General features: G+C 50.6%; 23 protein-coding genes, 1 tRNA gene and 1 pseudogene. 19 read left to right on the forward strand and 6 right to left on the reverse strand.

Features of this window, described 5'->3' with window-relative positions; all coding sequences use genetic code 11:
* The first annotated feature begins 64 nt into the window (after positions 1 to 64).
* Positions 65 to 925: an acyltransferase gene (locus EAS44_RS08570; RefSeq protein ID WP_231710226.1), complete on the forward strand. Its 861-nt coding sequence runs from the start codon at positions 65 to 67 to the stop codon at positions 923 to 925.
* A 239-nt stretch (positions 926 to 1164) separates the two neighbouring features.
* Here the strand turns inward: EAS44_RS08570 and intS are convergent, their stop codons facing one another.
* From intS to yfdC, 3 genes are all read right to left on the reverse strand, one after another.
* Entirely contained in the window at positions 1165 to 2322 is a 1158-nt protein-coding gene (gene intS / locus EAS44_RS08575; protein ID WP_000958671.1) for a prophage integrase IntS, read from the reverse strand.
* Between the two features lie 161 nt (positions 2323 to 2483).
* Positions 2484 to 2558: transfer RNA gene (locus EAS44_RS08580), tRNA-Arg, on the reverse strand.
* A 75-nt stretch (positions 2559 to 2633) separates the two neighbouring features.
* Positions 2634 to 3566, reverse strand: a complete 933-nt coding sequence (gene yfdC, locus EAS44_RS08585) for a formate/nitrite transporter family protein (RefSeq protein ID WP_000368123.1) — start codon at positions 3564 to 3566, stop codon at positions 2634 to 2636.
* A gap of 293 nt (positions 3567 to 3859) precedes the next feature.
* Between yfdC and mlaA the strand changes: the two genes are divergently transcribed.
* Complete coding sequence (mlaA, locus tag EAS44_RS08590; RefSeq protein ID WP_000776774.1) at positions 3860 to 4615, forward strand: phospholipid-binding lipoprotein MlaA; 756 nt, start codon at positions 3860 to 3862, stop codon at positions 4613 to 4615.
* A 57-nt stretch (positions 4616 to 4672) separates the two neighbouring features.
* Here mlaA and fadL read toward each other — a convergent pair whose 3' ends face one another.
* Positions 4673 to 6013 (reverse strand): long-chain fatty acid transporter FadL, encoded by a 1341-nt coding sequence (fadL, locus tag EAS44_RS08595; RefSeq protein ID WP_001350714.1) that lies wholly within the window; start codon positions 6011 to 6013, stop codon positions 4673 to 4675.
* Positions 6014 to 6384: 371 nt separating this feature from the next.
* On the opposite strand from fadL, the gene yfcZ reads away from it, so the two are divergent.
* From yfcZ to EAS44_RS08650, 11 genes and pseudogenes are all read left to right on the forward strand, one after another.
* Complete coding sequence (gene yfcZ, locus EAS44_RS08600) at positions 6385 to 6669, forward strand: YfcZ/YiiS family protein (protein ID WP_001296261.1); 285 nt, start codon at positions 6385 to 6387, stop codon at positions 6667 to 6669.
* 180 nt (positions 6670 to 6849) lie between these two features.
* Positions 6850 to 8160 (forward strand): acetyl-CoA C-acyltransferase FadI, encoded by a 1311-nt coding sequence (fadI, locus tag EAS44_RS08605; protein WP_000531977.1) that lies wholly within the window; start codon positions 6850 to 6852, stop codon positions 8158 to 8160.
* Positions 8160 to 10304, forward strand: coding sequence for a fatty acid oxidation complex subunit alpha FadJ (gene fadJ, locus EAS44_RS08610; protein ID WP_000425007.1), 2145 nt, complete (start codon positions 8160 to 8162; stop codon positions 10302 to 10304). The genes fadI and fadJ overlap by 1 nt, the downstream gene beginning before the upstream one ends.
* Before the next feature lie 202 nt (positions 10305 to 10506).
* Positions 10507 to 10992 (forward strand): phosphohistidine phosphatase SixA, encoded by a 486-nt coding sequence (gene sixA / locus EAS44_RS08615; RefSeq protein ID WP_001195816.1) that lies wholly within the window; start codon positions 10507 to 10509, stop codon positions 10990 to 10992.
* Positions 10993 to 11557: 565 nt separating this feature from the next.
* Positions 11558 to 12121, forward strand: a pseudogene (locus tag EAS44_RS08620) (fimbrial protein); the annotation flags it as partial.
* Between the two features lie 59 nt (positions 12122 to 12180).
* Positions 12181 to 14829, forward strand: coding sequence for a fimbrial biogenesis outer membrane usher protein (locus tag EAS44_RS08625; RefSeq protein ID WP_001447287.1), 2649 nt, complete (start codon positions 12181 to 12183; stop codon positions 14827 to 14829).
* A 19-nt stretch (positions 14830 to 14848) separates the two neighbouring features.
* The gene (locus EAS44_RS08630; RefSeq protein ID WP_000120670.1) at positions 14849 to 15601 is read left to right on the forward strand and encodes a fimbria/pilus periplasmic chaperone; all 753 of its coding nucleotides are present in this window, start codon (positions 14849 to 14851) and stop codon (positions 15599 to 15601) included.
* Positions 15602 to 15617: 16 nt separating this feature from the next.
* Complete coding sequence (locus EAS44_RS08635; protein WP_000642895.1) at positions 15618 to 16121, forward strand: fimbrial protein; 504 nt, start codon at positions 15618 to 15620, stop codon at positions 16119 to 16121.
* The gene (locus EAS44_RS08640) at positions 16118 to 16597 is read left to right on the forward strand and encodes a fimbrial protein (RefSeq protein ID WP_000824843.1); all 480 of its coding nucleotides are present in this window, start codon (positions 16118 to 16120) and stop codon (positions 16595 to 16597) included. The genes EAS44_RS08635 and EAS44_RS08640 overlap by 4 nt, the downstream gene beginning before the upstream one ends.
* Entirely contained in the window at positions 16594 to 17121 is a 528-nt protein-coding gene (locus EAS44_RS08645) for a fimbrial protein (protein ID WP_001050125.1), read from the forward strand. Before EAS44_RS08640 ends, EAS44_RS08645 begins: the two co-directional genes overlap by 4 nt.
* Position 17122: 1 nt before the next feature.
* Positions 17123 to 17965, forward strand: a complete 843-nt coding sequence (locus EAS44_RS08650; RefSeq protein WP_001350713.1) for a StfH/YfcO family fimbrial adhesin — start codon at positions 17123 to 17125, stop codon at positions 17963 to 17965.
* A gap of 319 nt (positions 17966 to 18284) precedes the next feature.
* Here the strand turns inward: EAS44_RS08650 and smrB are convergent, their stop codons facing one another.
* Positions 18285 to 18836, reverse strand: coding sequence for an endonuclease SmrB (gene smrB / locus EAS44_RS08660; RefSeq protein ID WP_000730806.1), 552 nt, complete (start codon positions 18834 to 18836; stop codon positions 18285 to 18287).
* A 165-nt stretch (positions 18837 to 19001) separates the two neighbouring features.
* Between smrB and prmB the strand changes: the two genes are divergently transcribed.
* From prmB to yfcL, 6 genes are read left to right on the forward strand one after another with little or no spacing between them, the layout of a single operon-like run.
* Positions 19002 to 19934 (forward strand): 50S ribosomal protein L3 N(5)-glutamine methyltransferase, encoded by a 933-nt coding sequence (gene prmB / locus EAS44_RS08665; RefSeq protein WP_001298774.1) that lies wholly within the window; start codon positions 19002 to 19004, stop codon positions 19932 to 19934.
* Between the two features lie 34 nt (positions 19935 to 19968).
* The gene (gene aroC / locus EAS44_RS08670) at positions 19969 to 21054 is read left to right on the forward strand and encodes a chorismate synthase (RefSeq protein WP_001331783.1); all 1086 of its coding nucleotides are present in this window, start codon (positions 19969 to 19971) and stop codon (positions 21052 to 21054) included.
* A gap of 3 nt (positions 21055 to 21057) precedes the next feature.
* Complete coding sequence (gene mepA / locus EAS44_RS08675; protein WP_001043802.1) at positions 21058 to 21882, forward strand: penicillin-insensitive murein endopeptidase; 825 nt, start codon at positions 21058 to 21060, stop codon at positions 21880 to 21882.
* Positions 21882 to 22691: a sulfite exporter TauE/SafE family protein gene (gene yfcA, locus EAS44_RS08680; protein ID WP_000447366.1), complete on the forward strand. Its 810-nt coding sequence runs from the start codon at positions 21882 to 21884 to the stop codon at positions 22689 to 22691. The genes mepA and yfcA overlap by 1 nt, the downstream gene beginning before the upstream one ends.
* Entirely contained in the window at positions 22691 to 23239 is a 549-nt protein-coding gene (gene epmC / locus EAS44_RS08685) for an elongation factor P hydroxylase (protein ID WP_001089237.1), read from the forward strand. Before yfcA ends, epmC begins: the two co-directional genes overlap by 1 nt.
* Before the next feature lie 33 nt (positions 23240 to 23272).
* A complete protein-coding gene (gene yfcL, locus EAS44_RS08690; protein ID WP_000559761.1) occupies positions 23273 to 23551 on the forward strand; it encodes a YfcL family protein in 279 nt (92 codons plus the stop codon).
* Positions 23552 to 23671: 120 nt separating this feature from the next.
* On the opposite strand, the gene mnmC is transcribed toward yfcL, so the two are convergent.
* Positions 23672 to 25678, reverse strand: a complete 2007-nt coding sequence (gene mnmC / locus EAS44_RS08695) for a bifunctional tRNA (5-methylaminomethyl-2-thiouridine)(34)-methyltransferase MnmD/FAD-dependent 5-carboxymethylaminomethyl-2-thiouridine(34) oxidoreductase MnmC (RefSeq protein ID WP_000683753.1) — start codon at positions 25676 to 25678, stop codon at positions 23672 to 23674.
* Between the last annotated feature and the right edge of the window lie 16 nt (positions 25679 to 25694).

The raw sequence follows: 25694 nt of genomic DNA on the forward strand, positions 1-25694 counted from the left end.
AAAATTTAAATGCTTTTTAATGACAAGAAAAGTAACTAGTGGTAAAATAACGTAGGATACTAATATGTTAAGACTCAAGACTCAAGACTCAAGACTCAAGACTCAAGACTCAAGACTCAAGACTCAAGACTCAAGACTCAAGACTCAAGACTCAAGACTCAAGACTCAAGACTCAAGACTCAAGACTCAAGACTCAAGACTCAAGACTCAAGACTCAAGACTCAAGACTCAAGACTCAAGACTCAAGACTCAAGACTCAAGACTCAAGACTCAAGACTCGTTTTCCGTTGATGATAATGGGTCAGGTAATGTTTTTGTATGTGGAGATCTTGTAAATAGCAAAGAGAATAAAGTTCAGTTCAATGGAAACAATAACAAACTTATTATAGAAGATGATGTTGAGTGTCGATGGCTTACCGTAATATTTAGGGGTGATAATAATTACGTAAGAATACATAAAAACAGTAAGATTAAAGGTGATATTGTCGCAACAAAAGGTTCAAAAGTTATTATCGGTAGAAGAACGACAATAGGTGCAGGTTTTGAAGTCGTCACTGATAAGTGCAATGTTACAATTGGCCATGACTGCATGATAGCAAGAGATGTTATTTTGCGTGCATCAGATGGGCATCCTATATTTGATATTCATAGCAAAAAAAGGATTAATTGGGCAAAAGATATCATTATATCTAGTTACGTATGGGTAGGGAGAAATGTCTCTATAATGAAAGGAGTATCTGTTGGAAGCGGATCTGTCATTGGGTATGGGAGTATTGTAACTAAAGATGTGCCATCTATGTGTGCAGCAGCCGGTAATCCAGCAAAAATAATAAAAAGAAATATAATATGGGCAAGAACGGATAAAGCGGAGCTAATTAGTGATGACAAGAGATGCTCCAGCTATCATGCGAAGCTCACGCAATAAATATAAAACATCATGCAGACATATTACCAATATTAATATAAGGTAATAAAAATATAATTTACAAAAAAGCCCGTTGGAAGCGACGGGCATTAACCGCGGTAATGGATAAATTATTAATGTTTTTAGATTGTGAACGATATCATATTGTGCGGAAGTAGTGAAGTAACCATGTAAAATGATTGTTTCATAGCCTATGAGACACACAAGGCTTTGTGCTCTTCGATAGTTGTTAAGGCGGATCACTCTACCTTCTCATCAAGCCAATCCGCCCACCACTGCATCATTTCTCTGCGCTTATCGAGATACTGAGCATGGTTGTAAATACCGCGCACAGATCCGCCGTTGGCATGTGCCAGTTGCACTTCAATAGCGTCAGCAGGCCATTCGTGCTCGTTCATAATCGTGCTGAATTCATGCCTGAATCCGTGACCGCTTTCTAGACCCTCATAGCCGATTTGTTTGATCACAAGTAGAACCGCGTTCTCGCAGATTGGCTTCTTCTTATCGTTGCGCCCGGCAAAAACAAACTCTGATACTGGTTTGGTGATGGAGCTTAGCGTAGTGAGAAGTTCAACCACCTGGTCTGACATCGGGACCACATGAATTTTGCGTCCCTTCATCACACTGGCGTCGATGGTGATAATCCTGTTTTCAAAATCGACGTTCTTCCATAGCATGGAACGAAGCTCTTTCGTTCTTAGGGCTGTGTAGCGTAAAACTTTGGTCGCAATGAGCGATACGATACTTCCTGAAAATGTTGCCAGTGCTTTGTTGAATGCAGGGATCTGGTCTGCAGGAAGAAACGGGAAGTTCTTCTTGCGGTATCCCTTCATGGCGTCAGCAAGGTCAGGTGCCGGGTTATATTTAGCCCTACCAGTGACAATAGCGTAACGGAAAACCTCGCCGCATCTTCTGCGGGCTTTGTTGGCTCGCTCCATTGCACCGCGATCTTCAAATCTGCGGATTACTTCCAGCAGTTGCATCGGCTCAATATCCTGAATTTCAAGGCCGCCGATGATAGGTAAAATGTCGTCATCAAACATTTTTGCAAGTTCAGTTGCATAGCCTACTGACCAGACTTGCTTCTTGTGCTCGTACCATTCCTTGTAAATCGCACTAAAGGAATTGTTGTTAGACGAAGCCTTTTTCGCTTTTACCGGATCGATGCCAACCGAGATGTCTTTCCTCGCGGTCCATGCTTTATCTCTTGCCTCCTGCAAAGTCATAAGTGGATATTTTCCGACGGTCAGGATTTTCTCCTTACCGTCAATCTTGTAGCGAAGCTGCCATACCTTTTTCCCTGATACAGGGACATAAAGGTACAGGCCATTACCATCGAGTAGGCGGTATGGTTTTTCTTTCGGCTTTGCTGCTTCAATCTGCTTAACGGTGAGCATGGGTAAAAATCCGGTGGGTAAAATTATTTTATCCACTTTTTACCCGTCATGTAGTGCGGCTGTCAACGATCTGAAGCGAACCATGACGAACTGTGAATCTACGGAAGGCTTGATATTCAGGGGATTTTGCGGACTGGTACGGATGGGAGCGAACTGATAAATGGTGTCCCCTGCAGGAATCGAACCTGCAATTAGCCCTTAGGAGGGGCTCGTTATATCCATTTAACTAAGAGGACAATGCGGCATGAGTATACCCGCTAATGGACTACGGGGTAAGTACACAGCCGCTCGACTGCTTAAACCCTCGCCATTTATGCCGGGTTTTTATCATTTTTCTTAATGTTTTCCGCACGTTCTGCTTTTTGACGTGCTTCTGCTTTGCGCTTGTTGCTCATGTCGTTACGAATCTGTGCATGACTCATTAACGCAAAGATAAAGGTGCCGCCGCAGATGTTCCCCGCTAAAGTAGGTAGTGCAAAGGGCCAGATGAAATCGCTCCAGTGCAGCGTGCCGTTAAACACCAGATAGAGGATTTCAACAGAACCGACAACGATGTGGGTGGTGTCACCCAGGGCAATAAGCCAGGTCATCAATATAATCACCACAATCTTTGCCGCACCCGCTGCAGGAAACATCCATACCATAGTGGCGATCAGCCAGCCGGAAATGATCGCGTTGGCAAACATCTCGCTGGGGGTGTTCTTCATCACATCCATGCCGATTTTGACAAATGCATCGCGAGTTTCTTCATTGAAGATAGGCATATATTCAAATGCCCACGCAGCAATACCTGTCCCGAGAATATTACCCAGCAGCACGATGCCCCATAACCGCATAAGTAAGCCGACGTTGCTCATTGTCGGTTTTTGCATGACGGGTAGTACCGCAGTTACGGTGTTTTCGGTAAATAATTGCTGGCGGGCCATTATGACGATAATAAAACCAAAGGTATAACCGAGATTCTCCAGCAAGAAACTGCCCGGCACGCCTTCCAGTTCGACATGAAATATCCCTTTTGCCAGTAGCGAAGCGCCCATCGACAGGCCCGCCGCAATGGCTGACCACAGTAGCGCCATTGCGTCGCGTTCCAGCTCTTTTTCACCATCCTGGCGGATATGCTCATGAATTGCCATCGCCCGGGAGGGGAGTCGGTCTTCATCTATTTCTATTTTTTTACCGCGCTCTTTTTCTTCGCTCTCAACTTCAATTTCGTCGCTGTGTTGATCAATTTTGTCGTTGTCCATGGTCTCTTCTCTTGAATTAGCACGTATAGCTAAAGCGTAGCGGCTTTTTTGCTCGCAACTGGCGGGAGTTACTCTGAAAATGTAGAAAAGGCCGCGTTTGCCTTTTTCTGTTGCTATTGAATCAAGTAGCCTACAGGGCGGCGATTACCAGGCTATGATCAAATCAGCAAATCAGGGCGTCTGGACATCAGTTTACGTGCTGTTACAATCGCCCACACCTAAACAGGCGGATACGGTATCGTTCCGTCATGGATGGCAAACTGCATAAGCCATAAAAAAACAGGGAGACATTTATGAAGCTTCGCCTGTCGGCGCTTGCTCTGGGAACTACGCTTCTGGTGGGGTGTGCGAGTTCCGGTACAGATCAGCAAGGGCGTTCTGACCCGTTAGAAGGGTTTAACCGCACTATGTACAACTTCAACTTCAATGTATTAGACCCGTATATTGTTCGACCGGTCGCTGTCGCCTGGCGTGATTATGTTCCGCAACCTGCGCGTAACGGTTTGAGCAACTTTACCGGCAACCTTGAAGAACCTGCGGTGATGGTTAACTACTTCTTGCAGGGCGACCCTTATCAGGGGATGGTCCACTTTACCCGCTTTTTCCTGAATACCATTTTGGGAATGGGCGGCTTTATTGATGTTGCAGGGATGGCGAACCCGAAACTGCAACGGACTGAACCTCACCGCTTCGGTAGTACGCTTGGTCATTATGGTGTGGGTTATGGGCCGTACGTTCAATTACCGTTCTACGGTAGCTTCACGCTGCGTGATGACGGTGGTGATATGGCGGATAGTCTTTACCCGGTTCTTTCCTGGCTGACCTGGCCGATGTCTGTGGGTAAATGGACGCTTGAAGGGATAGAAACTCGTGCGCAGTTGTTGGATTCCGACGGTCTGCTGCGTCAGTCCTCCGATCCTTATATTATGGTGCGTGAAGCGTACTTCCAGCGTCATGATTTCATCGCTAATGGCGGTGAACTCAAACCGCAGGAAAATCCGAACGCGCAAGCGATTCAGGATGATTTAAAAGATATCGATTCTGAATAAGAAACAAAAAAGGTGAGTCGCAAAACTCACCTTTTTTCTTATTAAGCTAACGCGTTATCAGAACGCGTAGTTAAAGTTAGTACCGAACAGCCAGGCTTTACCTTCAGACTCGAACTGATATGGGCCTTCGTTAATTTTCACGCTCTGACCGTGCATATAAGAAACACCAACGTCGACTGAAGCGTCTTTATTAAATGCGTAAGTCGTACCTGCACTCAGCCAGAAACGGTCCTGGTCCGGAATGGAGATAGAACGATTCTGTGCCGGAACTGGGCTGTCATCAAAGGCGATACCGGTACGGAAGGTCCAGTTATCATCGTAGTAATAAGTGGTACCCAACGCGATGCGGTAAGCATCTTTAAAGCCTTCATGTTTCTGGAACAGCGTGTCGCCACTCGTTGAGGTCGCTTTCAGCTGCTGGAACTGACTCCAGCTGGTGTAAGCCAGGCTATAGTGAATTGCCCACTGCGGAGCAACACGGTTATAACCCGACACTTCCCACATTTCAGGCAGGTTCAGCGTCAGATAACCTGACTGCGTTGCGCCACCTGTCGCGGTAGGAATTGGCAAACCGTAGTTATTAAAAGCCGGGTTAAGATCGCTGCTGTAGTTACCCTTGAAGTCAATTTTCACTTCAGAGCGGTAGGTCAATGCGTAGCGGTTGTTTTTATCCAGTTCATACAGGATACCGGCGTTCCAGCCAAAGCCCCACTGGTTACCGTTCAGGTGAGCGATTTTGGTATTACTGTCGATGCCGTTGGCGGTAGCTGCTAATGCTTGCCCCTGAGGAGTCAGCCAAGCAGGAGATTGCCTAATCTGACCAGCCACCAGTTGCCCCAGATCGCCTGCGAAACGTTCAATTTTCGCGCGAGCGTAGACGGCGTTGAAACCAAGACCAAAGCTCCATGCATTATTTAAGCGATATGCACCGCTTAAGTTCAGGTTCATGGTTTCGAGGTCGGTGGTACCACCGACAGAACCGCCTGCATAAGTATCGTTAAACTCTGTCGCCAGACCATAGTTAGAGGTAATTGAAGCCCCCCAACCAAATTGGTCGTTAATCGGTGCAACAAAGTGCATGTTCGGAACCCATGCCGTAGGCGCGATGTTATCGGCTTTCAGGCTACGACCAGACGGAGACGTTCCGCTGATATTTACATCCGGATCAATATAAACCGCACCCGCAGAAAATGTCGGGCGGTCAAACATGGTAATCAATGCGGGGTTACGGCTAACGTTACCTGCATCATCGGCAATTGCACCTTCCCCTGAATAAGCCCGGCCCAGGCCAGAGGAAGAAAATTCGTTTAACTGAAAGCCTGCCGACCAGGCCTGGGTGGAGATAAGTGCCACTGCGACTGCGAGAGCAGACTTTGTAAACAGGGTTTTCTGGCTCATGACCATAACCTCAATGATTTATTTTTATACAAACTATGTTACGTGCTGTAACAGGAGCGCGAAGTGTAGGGTCTGAGGTACATCTTAGAAATCAGACCAGTGGCGAGAGTATAGGTCGGACCAGCTGGAATGTTGCAAGTATGTTTCTATCTTTTTTCATATATGATCTAAGAAACGCGATCCAGCTGGCAAAATTGGGAGGTGGCGCACTCATGGATTCGGGTGAATTTTGTTTTAGATCATTTTTAAGTGTGATTTCGGTCACTTATCCGATTTTGCAGAATTAACAACTGGAGCAGCACTTTCCGGAAGCGTAAAATATCCACAACGTTTATCTGGCACCTTGGGTGCACATACAGAGGAAATCAACGATGAGTAAATGTAGTGCTGATGAAACCCCGGTTTGCTGCTGTATGGATGTTGGCACCATTATGGACAACTCCGACTGCACCGCGTCTTACAGCCGTGTGTTTGCAAACCGCGCAGAAGCAGAACAAACGCTGGCGGCGCTGACTGAAAAAGCCCGTAGCGTGGAATCCGAACCGTGCAAAATCACCCCGACTTTCACTGAAGAGTCTGACGGTGTGCGCCTGGATATCGATTTCACTTTTGCCTGCGAAGCTGAAATGCTGATCTTCCAGCTGGGTCTGCGTTAATTCCTCTCGGGTACATACGCCCCTGTCAGTTGCTGGCAGGGGCGTTTTCTTTTCTCTTCTTCTTTTCTCTCTGTGTCATAGCTCCCACTTTCCCTTTTCTCCACTTGGCTAAATGTAAAAAAATGGTTAAGACTATGATCAGGTCAGACCACTTTATTTATTTTTTTACAGGGGAGTGTTATGGGTCAGGTTTTACCGCTGGTTACCCGCCAGGGCGATCGTATCGCCATTGTTAGCGGTTTACGTACGCCTTTTGCCCGACAGGCGACGGCTTTTCATGGCATTCCCGCGGTTGATTTAGGGAAGATGGTGGTAGGCGAACTGCTGGCACGCACCGAGATCCCCGCTGAAGTGATTGAACAACTGGTCTTCGGTCAGGTTGTGCAAATGCCGGAAGCGCCCAACATTGCCCGTGAAATTGTTCTTGGCACTGGAATGAATGTGCATACCGATGCTTACAGCGTTAGCCGCGCTTGCGCTACCAGTTTCCAGGCGGTTGCAAACGTCGCAGAAAGCCTGATGGCGGGAACTATTCGAGCGGGGATTGCCGGTGGGGCAGATTCCTCTTCCGTATTGCCAATTGGCGTCAGTAAAAAACTGGCGCGCGTACTGGTTGATGTCAACAAAGCCCGCACAATGAGCCAGCGCCTGAAACTTTTTTCTCGCTTACGTTTGCGTGACTTAATGCCGGTGCCTCCGGCAGTGGCGGAATACTCCACTGGATTACGGATGGGGGACACCGCAGAGCAAATGGCGAAAACCTACGGCATCACCCGAGAACAGCAAGATGCACTGGCGCACCGTTCGCATCAGCGTGCCGCTCAGGCGTGGTCAGAAGGTAAACTCAAAGAAGAGGTGATGACTGCCTTTATCCCCCCTTATAAACAACCGCTTGTCGAAGACAACAATATTCGCGGTAATTCCTCTCTTGCTGATTACGCAAAGCTGCGTCCGGCGTTTGATCGTAAACACGGGACGGTAACGGCGGCAAACAGTACGCCGCTGACCGATGGCGCGGCAGCGGTGATCCTGATGACTGAATCCCGGGCGAAAGAATTAGGGCTGGTACCGCTGGGGTATCTGCGCAGCTACGCATTTACTGCGATAGATGTCTGGCAGGACATGTTGCTCGGTCCAGCCTGGTCAACACCGCTGGCGCTGGAACGTGCCGGATTGACGATGGGCGATCTGACATTGATCGATATGCACGAAGCCTTTGCCGCCCAGACGCTGGCCAATATTCAGTTGCTGGGTAGCGAACGTTTTGCTCGCGACGTACTGGGGCGTGCACATGCCACTGGCGAAGTGGACGAGAGCAAATTTAACGTGCTTGGCGGTTCGATTGCTTATGGGCATCCCTTCGCAGCGACCGGCGCGCGGATGATTACCCAGACATTGCATGAACTTCGCCGTCGTGGCGGTGGATTTGGTTTAGTGACCGCCTGTGCTGCGGGTGGGCTTGGCGCAGCAATGGTTCTGGAGGCGGAATAATGGAAATGGCATCAGCGTTTACTCTTAATGTTCGTCTGGACAACATTGCTATCATCACCATCGACGTACCGGGTGAGAAAATGAATACCCTCAAGGCGGAATTTGCCTCGCAGGTACGCGCCATTATTAAGCAAATCCGTGAAAACAAAGAGTTGCGTGGCGTGGTGTTTGTCTCCGCGAAACCAGACAACTTCATTGCTGGCGCAGACATCAACATGATCGGCAACTGCAAAACGGCGCAAGAAGCGGAAGTACTGGCGCGGCAGGGGCAACAGTTAATGGCGGAGATTCATGCTTTGCCCATTCCGGTTATCGCGGCTATTCATGGCGCTTGCCTGGGCGGCGGGCTGGAGTTGGCGCTGGCGTGCCACGGTCGTGTTTGTACTGACGATCCTAAAACGGTGCTCGGTTTGCCTGAAGTACAACTTGGATTGTTACCCGGTTCAGGCGGTACCCAGCGTTTACCGCGCCTGATAGGTGTCAGCACAGCATTAGAGATGATCCTCACCGGAAAACAACTTCGGGCGAAACAGGCGGTAAAGTTGGGGTTGGTGGATGACGTCGTTCCGCACTCCATATTGCTGGAAGCCGCTGTTGAGCTGGCAAAGCAGGATCGCCCATCTTCACGCCCTCTACCTGTACGCGAGCGTATTCTGGCGGGGCCGTTAGGTCGTGCGCTGCTGTTCAAAATGGTCGGTAAGAAAACAGAACACAAAACGCAAGGTAACTATCCGGCGACAGAACGCATCCTGGAGGTTGTCGAAACGGGATTAGCGCAGGGCACCAGCAGCGGCTATGACGCTGAAGCACGGGCGTTTGGCGAACTGGCGATGACGCCGCAATCGCAGGCGCTGCGCAATATCTTTTTTGCCAGTACGGACGTGAAGAAAGATCCCGGCAGTGATGCGCCGCCTGCGCCATTAAACAGCGTGGGGATTCTAGGTGGTGGCTTGATGGGCGGCGGTATTGCTTATGTCACTGCTTGTAAAGCGGGGCTTCCGGTCAGAATTAAAGATATCAACCCGCGGGGCATAAATCATGCGCTGAAGTACAGTTGGGATCAGCTTGAGGGCAAAGTTCGCCGTCGTCATCTCAAAGCCAGCGAACGTGACAAACAGCTGGCATTAATCTCCGGAACGACGGACTATTGCGGCTTTGCCCATCGCGATCTGATTATTGAAGCGGTGTTTGAAAATCTCGAATTAAAACAACAGATGGTGGCGGAAGTGGAGCAAAATTGCGCTACTCATACCATCTTTGCTTCGAACACGTCATCTTTACCGATTGGCGATATCGCCGCTCACGCCGCGCGACCTGAGCAAGTTATTGGCCTGCATTTCTTCAGTCCGGTGGAAAAAATGCCGCTGGTGGAGATTATTCCTCATGCGAGTACATCGGCGCAAACCATCGCCACCACGGTAAAACTGGCGAAAAAACAGGGCAAAACGCCAATTGTCGTGCGTGACAAAGCCGGGTTTTACGTCAATCGCATCTTAGCGCCTTACATCAATGAAGCTATCCGCATGTTGACCGAAGGCGAGCGTATTGAGCATATCGATGCCGCGCTAGTGAAATTTGGTTTTCCGGTAGGCCCAATCCAACTTTTGGATGAGGTAGGAATCGACACCGGGACTAAAATTATGCCTGTACTGGAAGCCGCTTATGGAGAACGTTTTAGCGCGCCTGCAAATGTTGTTTCTTCAATTTTGAACGACGATCGCAAAGGCAGAAAAAATGGTCGGGGTTTCTATCTTTATGGTCAGAAAGGGTGTAAAAGCAAAAAACAGGTCGATCCCGCCATTTACCCGCTCATTGGCGCACAAGGGCAGGGGCGACTCTCCGCACCGCAGGTTGCTGAACGGTGTGTGATGTTGATGCTGAATGAAGCAGTACGTTGTCTGGACGAGCAGGTTATCCGTAGCGTGCGTGACGGGGATATAGGCGCGGTATTTGGCATTGGTTTTCCGCCATTTCTCGGTGGACCGTTCCGCTATATCGATTCTCTCGGCGCAGGCGAAGTGGTTGCAATAATGCAACGACTGGCCACGCAGTATGGTTCCCGTTTTACCCCTTGCGATCGTTTAGTTGAGATGAGCGAGCGTGGGGAAAGTTTTTGGAAAACAACTGCAACTGACCTGCAATAAGAAGGTCAAAGTTATATGAATCCGCGCTGAATGGCGGAGTTTTGCTCAAAATGTAAACGCATATTGACTATACTTACGCCATTGAGGTAAAAAACAGCGTTTCATTCGGTGAATGGATAAGGCACAATGCCGGCCACCGTTTTCTTTCTCTGGTTTCAGATGAAAGAAAACGGGCGAATCTGGTTAACAAAAGCGGTGCAATATGCAAGTTTTTATCATGCGTCACGGCGACGCAGCCCTCGATGCCGCCAGTGATTCGGTTCGTCCTCTGACCACTAACGGTTGTGACGAATCTCGCCTGATGGCGAACTGGCTGAAAGGTCAAAAAGTGGAAATCGAACGCGTTCTGGTGAGCCCGTTCCTGCGAGCCGAGCAAACACTGGAAGAAGTAGGGGATTGTCTGAACCTGCCTTCCAGTGCAGAAGTTCTGCCGGAGTTAACGCCCTGCGGCGATGTTGGTCTGGTCGGTGCCTATTTGCAGGCGTTGACCAATGAAGGTGTTGCTTCGGTACTGGTGATCTCCCACTTACCGTTAGTTGGGTATCTGGTTGCCGAGTTATGTCCGGGCGAAACGCCGCCTATGTTTACCACTTCAGCGATTGCCAGCGTAACGCTTGATGAAAGCGGAAAAGGCCAATTCAACTGGCAAATGAGCCCTTGTAATTTGAAGATGGCAAAAGCAATTTAAGCAATCAATGCCCGGTTACGTGCGCGTACACCGGGCAGTTTCTCCGTCATACAATCATTCTTTTTCTTGTCTAAATGTTGTTAATATTTAACAACTCTCGATAGTTATTATATTTTCCCATTATTGAATCCCGTAATAAAATAAAGAAGATAATGGTTTTGTGTCTTGAATATATATTTATTGATTTAATTAATATTAAATTTTAGCAATAAATAATGGTAAGGTCATTATAATTTTTTTAGTGTGCTTTATAAGCAATTCATTTTTGTTGATTATAATGGTTTGTTTTTTGTTGATAATTCGCATGTTTTTTTGTTGGAAAGTGGTGAAAGTATTTTGTAGATGTATTAATTAATAAAATCTACATAAAGTGTTTAAGTATTACTAAATTGAGTTTTTTTATAGATAAGACCAACATACAGACACACCAGAGAATACTTGTTTACATTCTATGATTATATTGGAGTGTATATGTTCAATGGCTAACTATAAATATCGGGCATAATATATATTAATTTTATGTCAGGTGCTTATATTATAACTCTTAATGATTTAAGGACAAATAATGAGTAAGTTTGCCAAAACAGCCATTGCTGCGGCGATGGTCATGGGCGCAGTTGTTTCCAGTTCTGCTTTTGCAGCAGGCAACAACGGTACCGCGCGCTTCTACGGCACCATTGAAGACTCCCCGTGCTCTATCGTTCCAGACGATCACAAACTGGAAGTCGATATGGGTGACATCGGTGCGGCTAAACTGACCGGCGGTGGCACTACCACACCGAAAGATTTCCAGATCCGTTTACAGGATTGCGTGTTTACCACTGAAACAAACATGGAGACCACGTTCACCGGCACTAACTACGCGGGGCCAGCCAACACGGATAACTATGCGTTATTCAATGTTGACAGCGGTGTTGCCATGAACCACGTGAGCCTGGTAATCGGCGATACCCATGGCAAAGGTTATAAAGTGGGCGAAAAGATTGTTCAGCCAATCGTGATGGATACTTCAACCAGCAAGGGTAAAGACAAGCAAACGCTGAACTTTAAAGCCTGGCTGGTGGGTGAAACCGATGCGCCGGATCTCGGCCAGTTCGAAACCCTGACCACATTCCAGATTACCTATCTCTGCTGTGGGGTTATTCAACACGCAACAGATTTACGACTGTTTCACAAACGGATATGTGTATGCCTAATCACTCAAATTTTCGGCTGCGGGGAATCGCCTGCTATATTGCGCTGGCAATCTCTGGTGGATCAGTCAATGCATGGGCTGATGATTCAATTCAATTTGACCCCCGTTTCCTTGAGTTAAAGGGCGATACGAAAATTGATCTCGGTAAGTTTTCAAAAAAAGGGTATGTCGACGCGGGTAAATATAATTTACGTGTATTTATAAATAAACAACCCCTTTCTGATGAATACGACATTAACTGGTACGTCTCTGAAAACGATCCAACAAAAAACTATGCCTGCCTGACACCTGAGTTAGTGGCGGCGCTGGGGCTGAAAGAAGGGATAGCAAAAAGCCTGCAGTGGACGCACAACGATGAATGCCTTAAACCAGGTCAATTAGACGGGATGGAAGTCGAGAATGATTTAAGCCAGTCGGCGTTGCTGCTGACAGTGCCACAGGCTTACCTCGAATATACCAGCAGCGACTGGGACCCTCCCTCACGTTGGGACGACGGTATTCCTGGCCTGATTGCCGACTACAGCCTCAATGCGCAAACTCGCCACCAGGAGCAGGGGGGCGAGGACTCACATGATATCAGCGGCAACGGTACCGTTGGGGCGAACCTGGGGGCATGGCGTTTCCGTGCAGACTGGCAAAGTGATTATCAGCACACCCGCAGCAACGATGACGACGATGACAGCAGTAACAGTACAACGAGCAAAAACTGGGACTGGAGCCGTTATTACGCCTGGCGGGCCTTACCCTCTTTAAAAGCGAAGCTGTCGCTGGGGGAAGATTATCTCAATTCCGATATTTTCGACGGCTTTAACTATATCGGCAGCAGCGTCAGCACCGATGACCAGATGCTGCCGCCCAACCTGCGCGGCTATGCGCCGGATGTCTCCGGCGTGGCGCACAGCAGTGCAAAAGTCACCATTAGCCAGATGGGCCGGGTACTTTACGAAACCCAGGTTCCCGCCGGGCCATTCCGCATTCAGGATATCGGCGACTCCGTCTCCGGCACACTGCACGTCCGCGTTGAAGAACAGAATGGTCAGGTGCAGGAATATGACGTTACCACCGCATCTATGCCATTCCTCACGCGCCAGGGGCAGGTGCGTTACAAAGTGATGATGGGGCGTCCGGAAGACTGGAACCACAAGACCGAAGGCGGCTTTTTCTCCGGCGGAGAAGCGTCATGGGGGGTGGCAGATGGCTGGTCGCTCTACGGTGGTGCGCTGGCAGATAAACACTATCAGTCGGCGGCGATGGGGGTGGGGCGCGACCTCGCACAGTTTGGCGCGCTGGCGTTCGATGTGACTCACTCGCACGTCAACCTGGATCATGACAGCGCATACGGCAAAGGAAAACTGGACGGCAACTCCTTTCGCGTGAGCTATGCCAAAGACTTTGACGAACTCAACAGCCGCGTCACCTTTGCAGGCTACCGTTTTTCTGAAAAGAACTTCATGACCATGAGCGAGTATCTGGACGCGAACCAGTCGGACATGGCGCGGACCGGTAACGACAAAGAGATGTATACGATCACCTATAACCAGAACTTTGCCGCTGCGGGTGTTTCGATCTATCTCAACTACTCCCATCGTACTTACTGGGATCGCCCGGAACAGACAAACTATAACCTGATGTTTTCCCACTATTTTAATATGGGGAGCATTCGCAACATGAGCATCTCGGTGACCGGCTATCGCTACGAATATGACGATAATGCGGATAAGGGGATGTACCTCAGTATGAGCATTCCGTGGAGCGACAGCAGCACCGTGACCTACAACGGTTCCTACGGCAGCGGATCGGACAGCAGCCAGGTCGGTTACTTTAAGCGCGTCGATGACGCAACGCACTACCAGGTTAACGTTGGCACCAGCGAGCAGCACGGCAGCGTGGATGGTTATCTGAGCCACGACGGTTCGCTGGCGAAGGTTGATCTCAGCGCCAACTACCATGAAGGGGAATACCGTTCGGCGGGGATCGCCTTACAGGGCGGGGCAACGCTGACCGCGCATGGTGGGGCCCTGCACCGTACCCAGAACATGGGCGGCACGCGCCTGCTGATTGACGCCGACGGGATTGCCAACGTGCCGGTCGAAAGCAACGGCGCGCCGGTGTACACCAATATGTTTGGCAAGGCGGTGGTCGCCGATATTAACAACTACTATCGCAATCAGGCGTATATCGATTTAAACAACTTGCCGGAAGATGCGGAAGCCACCCAGTCGGTGGTGCAGGCAACCCTGACGGAAGGCGCAATCGGCTATCGCAAATTCAAAGTGATCAGCGGGCAAAAAGCGATGGCGGTACTGAGGTTGCGTGACGGTAGCTACCCGCCGTTTGGCGCGGAAGTGAAAAATGACGAGCAGCAGCAGGTTGGCATTGTGGATGATGAAGGCAATGTCTATCTGGCGGGGGTCAATGCGGGCGAGCATATGATGGTGTTCTGGGAAGGCAGCGCACAATGCGAGATCGTATTGCCGAAGCCGCTACCTGCCGATTTGTTCAGCGGCCTGTTGTTGCCGTGTGAACAAAAGGGAACGGCAGCCCCTGATTCTTCAGCGCCAGAAATTAAGCCTGTTATTCAGGACCAGACGCGGCAAGTCACACCAACGGAAGCGCCGACGTCAATTTCAGCAACTCAATAATCTGATTAAGGAACGATCAATGTCTTATAAATTATCCTGTCCAATGCTCGTCAGCACAGCGCTGATGGCACTGCTTACCACCGCCAGCCTGACGGCGCATGCATCGGTCACCCCGGATCGCACCCGTCTGGTGTTTAACGAAAGCGATAAATCGATCAGCGTGACGTTGCGTAACAACACCGAAAAGCTGCCTTACCTGGCGCAAAGCTGGCTGGAAGACGAGAAGGGCAACAAAATCACTTCGCCGCTGGCGGTGCTGCCGCCTGTGCAGCGTATTGACGCTATGATGAACGGCCAGGTGAAGATTCAGGCGCTGCCGGACATTCACACGCTGCCGTCCGACCGAGAAAGCCTGTTCTACTACAACGTGCGTGAGATCCCGCCAAAGTCCGGGAAAGCCAACACCCTGCAAATTGCGCTGCAAACGCGCATCAAGCTGTTCTGGCGACCAAAGGCGCTGGAGAAGATTGACATGAGAAGACCGTGGCAGTTTAAGGTCACACTCACGCGCAGTGGCCAGGACTATACCGTCAATAACCCGACGCCGTACCACGTCATCATCAGCGATGCCAGCACACAGAAGAAAGGGCTGACTGCCGCCGGGTTTAAACCGCTGGTGATGCCACCGAAAACGTCACAACCGTTAAAGGCAAAAATGGCGAGCGCCCCGGTGCTGACCTATATCAATGACTACGGCGCGCGCATGCCGCTGATCTTCCGTTGTGAAGGGAACACCTGCAAGGTGGATGAAGATCAAAGCAGCAAAGGTTGATAACGGGAGAAGCAACATGAAAGCGTTCTTTCTGACCGGATCTGCCGCGCTATTGCTGGCCTGTGGCGTGACCGTTTTCCCGGCAATGGCGGGCGGCAAAATCGTCAATCTGACGTTGCGCGTGCTGGTGGATGGACCGCCGCCCTGTTCGGTAAAGGGAAGCGCGGTGGAGTTCGGCAATGTGATTATTAAAAGCATTGATGGTGCCAACTACCGTCAGCCAGTGGGCTACACCCTGAACTGCTCAAACAGTGTCAGCGACGACCTGCAAATGCAGCTTCAGGCCACCACCACGACCATCAACGGCGAAACGGTGCTGAGTACTGGAATCAGCGGTTTTGGCATTCGTATTCAGAATGCCGCTGACCATTCGCTGGTGGCAGTGGGTAACAGTAGCTGGCTGCCGTTCAACATCAATACTCAGCCAGACTTCGAAGCCGTTCCGGTGAAGCAGAGCGGTGTGGAACTGATGGCATCGGAGTTTAACGCGACCATGACCATGGTGGTGGACTACCAATGAAACGACTCGCATGGTGCTTACTTTACGGTTTTGCTGGCCTGGCGCAGGCCGCGATTAACGACGTTACTTTTCACGGCACGCTGGTTTCGCCACCCGCCTGTACTATCAGCGATGGTAAGACGATCGAAGTTGAGTTTCGCAACGTCATTATCGACAACATTAACGGCGATAATTTCCGTCAGGATGTGCCTTACACCATCACATGTGACCCCGATGTGCGCGACGACGCCTGGGAGATGAGCCTGACCTGGACGGGCAGCCAAACCCCTTATGATGATTCCGCCATTGAAACGGACGTTAGCGGCCTGGGGATTGAGCTACAGCAAAACGGCCAGCCGTTTAAGCTGGGAACACCGTTGAAAATTGACCCGTCAACTCCGCCAACGCTGCAAGCTGTGCCGGTGAAAGCCAATGATGCGGCGCTCAGCGACGGAACCTTTTCTGCCTACGCAACATTACAGGTGGATTACCAATGAACCTAAAACGGATATCTCTCTGCGCGGCTGTACTGGCGACGGTGCTGCTGACGCCCCATGTTCAGGCGGCTGACAACCTGCATTTCTACGGCAATTTACTCAGTAAATCCTGCACGCTGGTGGTCCAGGGCGAAACGCTGGCGGAGGTGCATTTTCCCACCATCAGCCGTAAAGACCTGATGGTGACCGGGCAGTCGGCGCGGGTGCCAGTGGTGTTTCAGCTCAAAGATTGCAAAGGGCCAGCTCAGTATGAAGTCCGGGTGACGCTGACCGGTACAGAAGACAGTGAACAGCCCGGTTTTCTGGCGCTGGATGCATCTTCGGCGGCGCAAGGTGTCGGAATTGGCATGGAAAAAACCGATGGAACACCGGTGCCGATTAACAATACCAGCGGCGCGACCTTTGTGCTGAGTAACGGCAATAACAATCTGAATTTTAATGCCTGGCTCCAGGCGAAAAGCGGCCGGGAAGTGACGATGGGTGAATTTACCGCTTTTTTAACCGCAACGTTTGAGTACATTTAAGATGAAAATACTGCGTTTTTGGGCCTGTTTACTCGTCCTGATCTTTTCAAGTACTGGTGGGCTGGCGGCGAAGAAAATTGCAACATTGGTGACTCCGATAGGATTTTCTGCTGTTACAACCCAGATTCATTACTATCTTGAAATTCTGACGCCAGAAGGCGTTGCCTATGGCGTGTACAAGCAACACAGTCGTATGCTTCAAACAGAAAAGTTAGATTTAGTCAGTTGGAGCGGTAACACGACTGCACCTGAGTTGACAGTTGATGATGGCTATGAGGTAGCAAAATCCAATTGTGTTGGACTTGAAGCATATGATGCTTTATCGAGTAGGACGAATTGGATTTGTGAGAATATGGTCCTTAGCGTGTATCACGATGGACCTGTACAAGGGTGCCCATGGTTAGTTTCAACATACACTGATAGTGTTCTCCCGTATGATGTACCGACCCCATATGTGGGGCCAAAAGTGCATAACTCGTCATGTCCTGTCTCCGTTGCCACTTATGATATTTCGTGGAGTGAAGATTATGTTGCCCATTCGAAAGTGCTGTCGTTGCAATCGACGGGCGGAACGATTGAGAAAACGCTGCCCACCTTCTTGATGGAAAGCGGCAAGCTCTGTGACGGCAGAGTGATGGACGATCGAGGTGCATACTGCCGCTTTGTGGCGCAAATGATCACCTTCTCCACCTCCGGCTGTGACAGTTCGAAAGTGACGGTCACACCCAACCAGCATCCCATCACTGACAAGCAACTGCACGACATGGTAGTGCGTGTCGATACCAGCAGCCGCCAGCCGATTGATTCCACCTGCCGCTTCCAGTACACGCTCAACGAGCTGTAGCGTATACACCACACAACGGGGCCATCTGGCCCCGTTGTCCGTTATGTCATGCGGTCATCCAGTTTTTTAGAATATTCGCCACCACAGGAGCGAAAGGTGCCAGATAACCGTCGACGAGGGTGAGTAATTCGTCGATAAGCGCTTGCAGCAGGTCGTCATCCTCAAGCCCCTCTGAAGGGGCAATGCCATTAGCCCACAGAAGGCTGTCGGAAAGCTGCTTACGTTTTTCAATTAATGCCCGATTATTACGTTCATTATTGCCAGGGTTGAGACGCCAGTATCCAAGGCTAAATGGCCCGACTCATCCACCTTTTAATATTCAGGGTAATTCCGGCGGCAACCACTCTTCCACTTCAATCAGCACCAACAAAGCCGCATCGCCACCATACTCTTTTGGTGCCTGGTGAAATGCCATCACATGCGGATGTTGCGCCAGCCACAGTGGCGTTTGCTGCTTCAAAATATGCTTCCCGTGCCCATGCATCACGCAGGCACAAAACACATGTTCACGGCGGCAGGCTGCAATCAATGCGCCTAACTCCTGCTTGGCTTGCAACTGCGTCAGACCGTGTAAATCCAAAAACAATTCCGGCGAATAATCACCGCGTCGCAACTTCTTCGCCTCAAAATGGCTTACATCCGGGCGAACATATTTCACCGGACCTTCGGTATTCAATAACGGCTGAAACTCATCGGAAAAATAATGGCTGGCATCGGCCTGCTCCTGAATCAACCGTTTCACCGGTACTTCGCTGATTTTCTTGCGTTGTGGTCGATGGACAATCGTGTCCTGCTTAATCTTGCGAGTCCCCGCCATCAACTGGCGAAACAGCGCCTGGTCCTCCTCGCTAAGTGTTGTTTTCTTTTTCATTTAACTGTCTCTATTTCTAATTTTCCTACAGTTTACCCGACTCGTAGCACAATCGATCGTTTTAAACGTATTTTTCCTCACTCACCGCGCGTGAATGCTGATTTATCGTCATCTTCATGGCAAACTAGCCGCCGAAATTATTGCGATCATGCCCTGGAGGAATACGTGGATAAAATTTTCGTTGATGAAGCAGTAAATGAGCTGCAAACCATTCAGGACATGTTGCGCTGGTCGGTGAGCCGCTTCAGCGCGGCGAATATCTGGTACGGCCACGGCACCGATAACCCGTGGGATGAAGCCGTGCAACTGGTGTTGCCTTCGCTCTACCTGCCGCTGGATATTCCGGAAGACATGCGCACCGCGCGTCTGACCTCCAGCGAAAAACACCGTATTGTTGAGCGCGTGATCCGCCGCGTCAACGAGCGCATTCCGGTGGCTTACCTGACCAACAAAGCCTGGTTCTGCGGCCATGAATTTTACGTCGATGAACGCGTGCTGGTGCCGCGCTCGCCGATTGGTGAACTGATCAACAATAAATTTGCCGGACTCATCAGCAAGCAACCGCAGCATATTTTAGATATGTGTACCGGTAGCGGCTGCATCGCCATTGCCTGTGCTTATGCCTTCCCGGAAGCGGAAGTCGACGCGGTGGACATCTCTCCAGACGCGCTGGCGGTTGCTGAACAGAACATCGAAGAACACGGTTTGATCCACAACGTCATTCCGATTCGTTCCGACTTGTTCCGTGACTTGCCGAAAGTGCAGTACGACCTGATCGTCACCAACCCGCCGTACGTCGATGCGGAAGATATGTCCGACCTGCCAAACGAATACCGCCACGAGCCGGAACTCGGTCTGGCATCTGGCACCGACGGCCTGAAACTGACGCGTCGCATTCTCGGTAACGCGGCAGATTACCTCGCTGATGATGGCGTGCTGATTTGTGAAGTGGGCAACAGCATGGTACATCTTATGGAACAATATCCGGATGTTCCGTTCACCTGGCTGGAGTTTGATAACGGCGGCGATGGTGTGTTTATGCTCACCAAAGAGCAGCTTATTGCCGCACGAGAACATTTCGCGATTTATAAAGATTAAGTAAACACGCAAACACAACAATAACGGAGCCGTGATGGCTGGAAACACAATTGGACAACTCTTTCGCGTAACCACCTTCGGCGAATCGCACGGGCTGGCGCTCGGCTGCATCGTCGATGGTGTTCCGCCAGGCATTCCGCTGACGGAAGCGGACCTGCAACATGACCTTGATCGTCGTCGCCCTGGGACATCGCGCTATACCACCCAGCGCCGCGAGCCGGATCAGGTCAAAATTCTCTCCGGTGTTTTTGAAGGTGTTACTACTGGCACCAGCATCGGATTGTTGATCGAAAATACCGACCAGCGTTCTCAGGATTATAGTGCGATTAAGGACGTTTTCCGTCCAGGTCATGCCGATTACACCTATGAACAAAAATACGGCCTGCGCGATTATCGCGGCGGTGGACGTTCTTCCGCCCGTGAAACCGCCATGCGCGTGGCGGCAGGGGCGATTGCAAAAAAATATCTCGCCGAGAAATTTGGCATTGAGATTCGCGGTTGCCTGACCCAGATGGGCGACATTCCGCTGGAAATCAAAGACTGGTCTCAGGTCGAGCAAAATCCATTCTTCTGCCCGGACCCGGACAAAATCGACGCGTTAGATGAACTGATGCGCGCGCTGAAAAAAGAAGGCGACTCTATTGGTGCGAAAGTCACCGTCGTTGCCAGTGGCGTACCCGCCGGACTTGGCGAGCCGGTCTTTGACCGCCTGGATGCCGACATCGCCCATGCGCTAATGAGCATTAACGCGGTGAAAGGTGTGGAAATTGGTGATGGTTTTGACGTGGTAGCGCTGCGTGGCAGCCAGAACCGCGACGAAATCACCAAAGACGGTTTCCAGAGCAACCATGCGGGCGGCATTCTTGGTGGTATCAGCAGCGGGCAGAAAATCATTGCCCATATGGCGCTGAAACCGACCTCCAGCATTACCGTGCCGGGGCGCACTATTAACCGCTTTGGCGAAGAAGTTGAGATGATCACCAAAGGCCGTCACGATCCTTGTGTTGGGATCCGCGCGGTGCCGATCGCAGAAGCGATGCTGGCGATCGTTTTAATGGATCACCTGCTACGGCAGCGGGCGCAAAATGCCGATGTGAAGACTGATATTCCACGCTGGTAAAAAATGAACAAAACCGCGATTGCGCTGCTGGCTCTGCTTGCCAGTAGCGCCAGCCTGGCAGCGACGCCGTGGCAAAAAATAACCCAACCTGTGCCGGGTAGCGCACAATCGATAGGCAGTTTTTCTAATGGCTGTATCGTCGGTGCTGACACGTTGCCGATACAGTCCGAACATTATCAGGTCATGCGTACCGATCAGCGTCGCTATTTCGGGCACCCGGATCTGGTGATGTTTATCCAGCGTCTGAGTCGCCAGGTGAGCAATCTGGGCATGGGTACGGTGCTGATTGGCGATATGGGGATGCCTGCTGGTGGTCGTTTCAACGGCGGTCACGCCAGCCACCAGACCGGACTGGATGTCGATATCTTCCTGCAACTGCCAAAAACACGCTGGACCTCCGCGCAGCTCTTGCGCCCGCAAGCTCTGGACTTAGTTTCCCGCGACGGTAAACACGTTGTCCCCGCGCTGTGGAAGCCAGAAATTTTCAGCTTGATCAAACTCGCCGCCCAGGACAAAGACGTCACGCGCATTTTTGTTAATCCGGCGATTAAACAACAACTTTGTCTTGATGCGGGCACCGATCGCGACTGGTTGCGCAAAGTGCGACCCTGGTTCCAGCATCGCGCGCATATGCATGTACGATTACGTTGTCCTGCCGATAGTCTGGAGTGTGAGGATCAACCTTTACCGCCACCAGGCGATGGTTGCGGGGCAGAACTGCAAAGCTGGTTTGAACCTCCAAAACCGGGAACAACAAAGCCTGAGAAGAAGACACCGCCTCCGTTGCCGCCTTCCTGCCAGGCGCTACTGGATGAGCACGTGATCTAATGGAAACGTTTAATAGCCTGTTTATGGTTTCCCCGCTGCTGCTGGGAGTTCTCTTTTTTGTCGCCATGCTGGCGGGATTTATCGACTCGATTGCCGGTGGCGGTGGGTTACTCACCATTCCGGCATTGATGGCGGCGGGGATGTCTCCTGCTAACGCGCTGGCAACCAATAAACTGCAAGCCTGTGGTGGCTCTATTTCCGCCACTATCTACTTTATTCGCCGTAAAGTGGTTAGTTTAAGCGATCAAAAACTCAATATCGCCATGACTTTTGTCGGCTCAATGAGTGGCGCACTGCTGGTGCAATACGTTCAGGCTGATGTCTTACGGCAGATTTTACCGATCCTCGTAATTTGTATCGGCCTCTATTTCTTACTGATGCCCAAACTGGGAGAAGAAGATCGCCAGCGTCGGATGTATGGACTGCCATTTGCGCTGGTGGCGGGGGGCTGCGTCGGTTTTTACGATGGATTCTTTGGCCCGGCTGCCGGATCGTTTTACGCGCTGGCCTTCGTTACGCTGTGCGGATTCAACCTCGCCAAAGCCACTGCTCACGCCAAATTACTTAACGCAACGTCAAACATTGGCGGTCTGCTGCTGTTTATTCTCGGCGGCAAAGTGATTTGGGCGACGGGCTTTGTGATGCTGGTGGGGCAGTTCCTCGGCGCGCGCATGGGTTCAAGACTGGTGTTGAGCAAAGGACAAAAGCTGATCCGCCCGATGATCGTTATCGTCTCGGCGGTGATGAGTGCCAAATTACTTTACGATAGCCATGGACAGGAGATCCTCCACTGGTTGGGGATGAACTAATGAACAGTACACACCACTATGAGCAGTTGATTGAGATTTTTAATAGCTGCTTTGCCGATGAATTTAATACCCGTCTGATTAAAGGCGACGACGAACCGATCTATCTTCCTGCTGATGCGGAAGTACCGTATAACAGAATCGTCTTCGCTCATGGCTTTTATGCCAGCGCCATCCACGAGATTTCGCACTGGTGTATTGCCGGGAAAGCGCGCCGTGAGCTGGTTGATTTCGGTTACTGGTATTGCCCGGACGGACGCGATGCCCAGACGCAAAGTCAGTTTGAAGATGTTGAAGTGAAGCCGCAGGCGCTGGACTGGTTGTTCTGCGTGGCGGCGGGATATCCGTTTAATGTTAGCTGCGACAATCTGGAAGGGGATTTCGAACCGGACCGCGTGGTGTTTCAACGGCGGGTACATGCGCAGGTGATGGATTATCTGGCAAACGGCATTCCCGAACGTCCGGCACGCTTCATTAAAGCACTACAAAATTATTATTACACGCCGGAACTTACGGCGGAACAATTCCCGTGGCCGGAAGCGCTCAGCTGAAGCCAGCGCCACGTTTTACAATGAGGAAAGAAGATGATCGCGGAGTTTGAATCACGCATTCTGGCATTAATCGACGGTATGGTTGACCATGCCAGTGATGATGAGTTATTTGCCAGTGGGTATTTGCGTGGCCACCTGACATTAGCCATCGCAGAACTGGAAAGTGGTGACGACCACTCCGCTCAGGCGGTACATACAACCGTTAGCCAGAGTCTGGAAAAAGCCATTGGCGCGGGTGAATTGTCACCGCGTGACCAGGCGCTGGTTACCGATATGTGGGAACACCTGTTTCAGCAGGCCTCACAGCAGTAAGTTGTGACATCTGGAGCACCATGCCTGATGCGACGCTTATCGCGTCTTATCAGGCCTACAGGTAACGCGTAGGTCGGATAAGGCGTTTACGCCGCATCCGACAAACAATGCCAAAGCAGATTACCCCGCCTTAACCGCTTTACCTTTCAACAACTTCCGCACCCATAACCTATTCGGATTTAACGCCGCCAGCGTACTGGCATCCATCGGAATCGGTTCTTCACTCATCTGTGCTGCCAGAATCTCGGCACACAGCGGGGCAGAACACAAACCGCGCGAACCTAAAGCAGCAAACATAAAGAGATCGTCATAAACCGGCGCGCTTACCGCTTCATCTTTCTTCTCCGCCAGCGACGCATATTCCACGAGTGTAGCGTCATAATCAGGCACGTTGCCTACCATTGGCAGATGATCGCGAGTGGCACAACGCACACCGCAGCGCGCCTCTTTACCACTGACATCAACCTCTTTTGCCCATTGCGCGTGTGGGAAACAATCAATCAACCGCTGGCGATTCTGCTGCTGATCTTCATCACTGTACGCCGTCTCTTCGCTGCCGCGATGATAACTGGCACCAATACAATGGTGCTGATTCGCCGTATTTTGTGGCGTGAGATAACCGTCATAGCACAGCACCTGCTTCAGCTCCGCCAGTTCCGGCGTTGTCGGAATATGGCTGACTTGACCGGCCACCGAATATACTGGCAGAGATGACGTTTGGCTGAAACGGCTGATTTGATGCCCGTTCGCCAGTACCACTACACTGTGTGTTGCTTGCTGATCTCCTGCAAAATTCAACAACCAACCGTCATCCTTACGGGATAAATCCTGTAACTGATATTGATAATGAATCTGCAAACCCTGCTGTTGCGCCAGTTTCAGCACATTACGGGTCAGTTCTGCTGGACACAGCCAGCCACCTTGCGGATAAGTAATGCCGCTGCAATTTGTCGCAACGCCCGTAATTTGTTCAACCGCATTTGCCTCAACGGCTACAGCCAGTTCTGCGGGTAAATCCATCGACAACATCTGTGCGATTTTATGCTGGCTTTTCTCATCCCAGCCTAACTGCGTGACGCCGCACCAGTCATGATCAAATTTAACGGGCAATAAATCGTAAAACCGACGAGCAAAAGTAAACGCATTAGAGAAAAAACGGTTTAGCGCTTCATCGTGTTTGCTTAATAACGGATACAACGCCCCCTGGCGATTGCCGGAAGCACCCAGTGCGGGAGCCTCATCCGCGCAATAAAGCGTTACCTGCCAGCCGCGACGCAATAGCGCCAGCGACAACAACGCGCTGGCAATACCGCCTCCAATAATTGCCGCTTCCTGTTTGTTGCTGCCCGTACGGTTAAACCACGGCGTGGAGCAGGGGAGGGGTAATGTCTGTTCCATCACCCCACAAAGCATTTCCCGTTTGCGCCCAAAGCCCTTACGTTTTTGCATAGTGAATCCGGCTTCCTGCAAACCGCGACGGACAAAACCGGCAGACGTAAAGGTCGCCAGCGTGCTGCCCGGACGCGCCAGTCGGGCCATGGCGTTAAACAGATTTTGCGTCCACATATCCGGGTTTTTCGCTGGCGCAAAGCCGTCCAGAAACCAGGCATCTACTTTTTGATTTAGCGAATCGTCCAGTTGGCTGGTCAGTTCGTTTATATCGCCAAACCATAAATCCAGCGTTATGCGGCCTTCATCGAGCAATAAACGATGGCAACCGGGCAGGGGCAAAGGCCACTGCGCCTGAAGCTGTTCCGCCCACGGGGCCAGCTCCGGCCAGTGTTGATGCGCCAGCGCTAAATCCGCACGGGTGAGGGGAAATTTCTCAAAACTAATGAAATGTAAGCGTTGTAATTGCGCTTGCGGATGTGCTTCGCGAAACTGATCAAATGCCTGCCATAGCGTCAGGAAGTTTAATCCGGTGCCGAAGCCGCTCTCTGCTACCACAAACAGAGGATGTGGATGTTCAGGAAAACGTGCCTCTAGATGGTTACCCCCGAGAAAAACATAACGCGTCTCTTCCAGTCCGTTATCGTTGGAAAAATAGACATCGTCAAAATCTCGGGAAACAGGTGTACCCTCAGCATTAAATTCGAGGTTGGCAGGTTGTATGGAGTAGTGTTTCACGTAAGTTACTCGTCTT

Source organism: Escherichia coli DSM 30083 = JCM 1649 = ATCC 11775 (assembly GCF_003697165.2).
GTDB classification, from domain to species: domain Bacteria; phylum Pseudomonadota; class Gammaproteobacteria; order Enterobacterales; family Enterobacteriaceae; genus Escherichia; species Escherichia coli.

Bases quoted from the DNA above. Each gene is read 5' to 3' on its own strand.
- EAS44_RS08650 (WP_001350713.1), top strand. From the start codon at position 17,123: ATGAAAATACTGCGTTTTTGGGCCTGTTTACTCGTCCTGATCTTTTCA.
- EAS44_RS08635 (WP_000642895.1), top strand. From the start codon at position 15,618: ATGAAAGCGTTCTTTCTGACCGGATCTGCCGCGCTATTGCTGGCCTGT.
- intS (WP_000958671.1), bottom strand. From the start codon at position 2,322: ATGCTCACCGTTAAGCAGATTGAAGCAGCAAAGCCGAAAGAAAAACCA.
- EAS44_RS08640 (WP_000824843.1), top strand. From the start codon at position 16,118: ATGAAACGACTCGCATGGTGCTTACTTTACGGTTTTGCTGGCCTGGCG.
- yfdC (WP_000368123.1), bottom strand. From the start codon at position 3,566: ATGGACAACGACAAAATTGATCAACACAGCGACGAAATTGAAGTTGAG.
- epmC (WP_001089237.1), top strand. From the start codon at position 22,691: ATGAACAGTACACACCACTATGAGCAGTTGATTGAGATTTTTAATAGC.
- aroC (WP_001331783.1), top strand. From the start codon at position 19,969: ATGGCTGGAAACACAATTGGACAACTCTTTCGCGTAACCACCTTCGGC.
- EAS44_RS08645 (WP_001050125.1), top strand. From the start codon at position 16,594: ATGAACCTAAAACGGATATCTCTCTGCGCGGCTGTACTGGCGACGGTG.
- EAS44_RS08630 (WP_000120670.1), top strand. From the start codon at position 14,849: ATGTCTTATAAATTATCCTGTCCAATGCTCGTCAGCACAGCGCTGATG.
- EAS44_RS08570 (WP_231710226.1), top strand. From the start codon at position 65: ATGTTAAGACTCAAGACTCAAGACTCAAGACTCAAGACTCAAGACTCA.
- fadI (WP_000531977.1), top strand. From the start codon at position 6,850: ATGGGTCAGGTTTTACCGCTGGTTACCCGCCAGGGCGATCGTATCGCC.
- fadJ (WP_000425007.1), top strand. From the start codon at position 8,160: ATGGAAATGGCATCAGCGTTTACTCTTAATGTTCGTCTGGACAACATT.
- mepA (WP_001043802.1), top strand. From the start codon at position 21,058: ATGAACAAAACCGCGATTGCGCTGCTGGCTCTGCTTGCCAGTAGCGCC.
- EAS44_RS08625 (WP_001447287.1), top strand. From the start codon at position 12,181: ATGCCTAATCACTCAAATTTTCGGCTGCGGGGAATCGCCTGCTATATT.
- sixA (WP_001195816.1), top strand. From the start codon at position 10,507: ATGCAAGTTTTTATCATGCGTCACGGCGACGCAGCCCTCGATGCCGCC.
- mlaA (WP_000776774.1), top strand. From the start codon at position 3,860: ATGAAGCTTCGCCTGTCGGCGCTTGCTCTGGGAACTACGCTTCTGGTG.
- smrB (WP_000730806.1), bottom strand. From the start codon at position 18,836: ATGAAAAAGAAAACAACACTTAGCGAGGAGGACCAGGCGCTGTTTCGC.
- yfcZ (WP_001296261.1), top strand. From the start codon at position 6,385: ATGAGTAAATGTAGTGCTGATGAAACCCCGGTTTGCTGCTGTATGGAT.
- yfcL (WP_000559761.1), top strand. From the start codon at position 23,273: ATGATCGCGGAGTTTGAATCACGCATTCTGGCATTAATCGACGGTATG.
- fadL (WP_001350714.1), bottom strand. From the start codon at position 6,013: ATGAGCCAGAAAACCCTGTTTACAAAGTCTGCTCTCGCAGTCGCAGTG.
- yfcA (WP_000447366.1), top strand. From the start codon at position 21,882: ATGGAAACGTTTAATAGCCTGTTTATGGTTTCCCCGCTGCTGCTGGGA.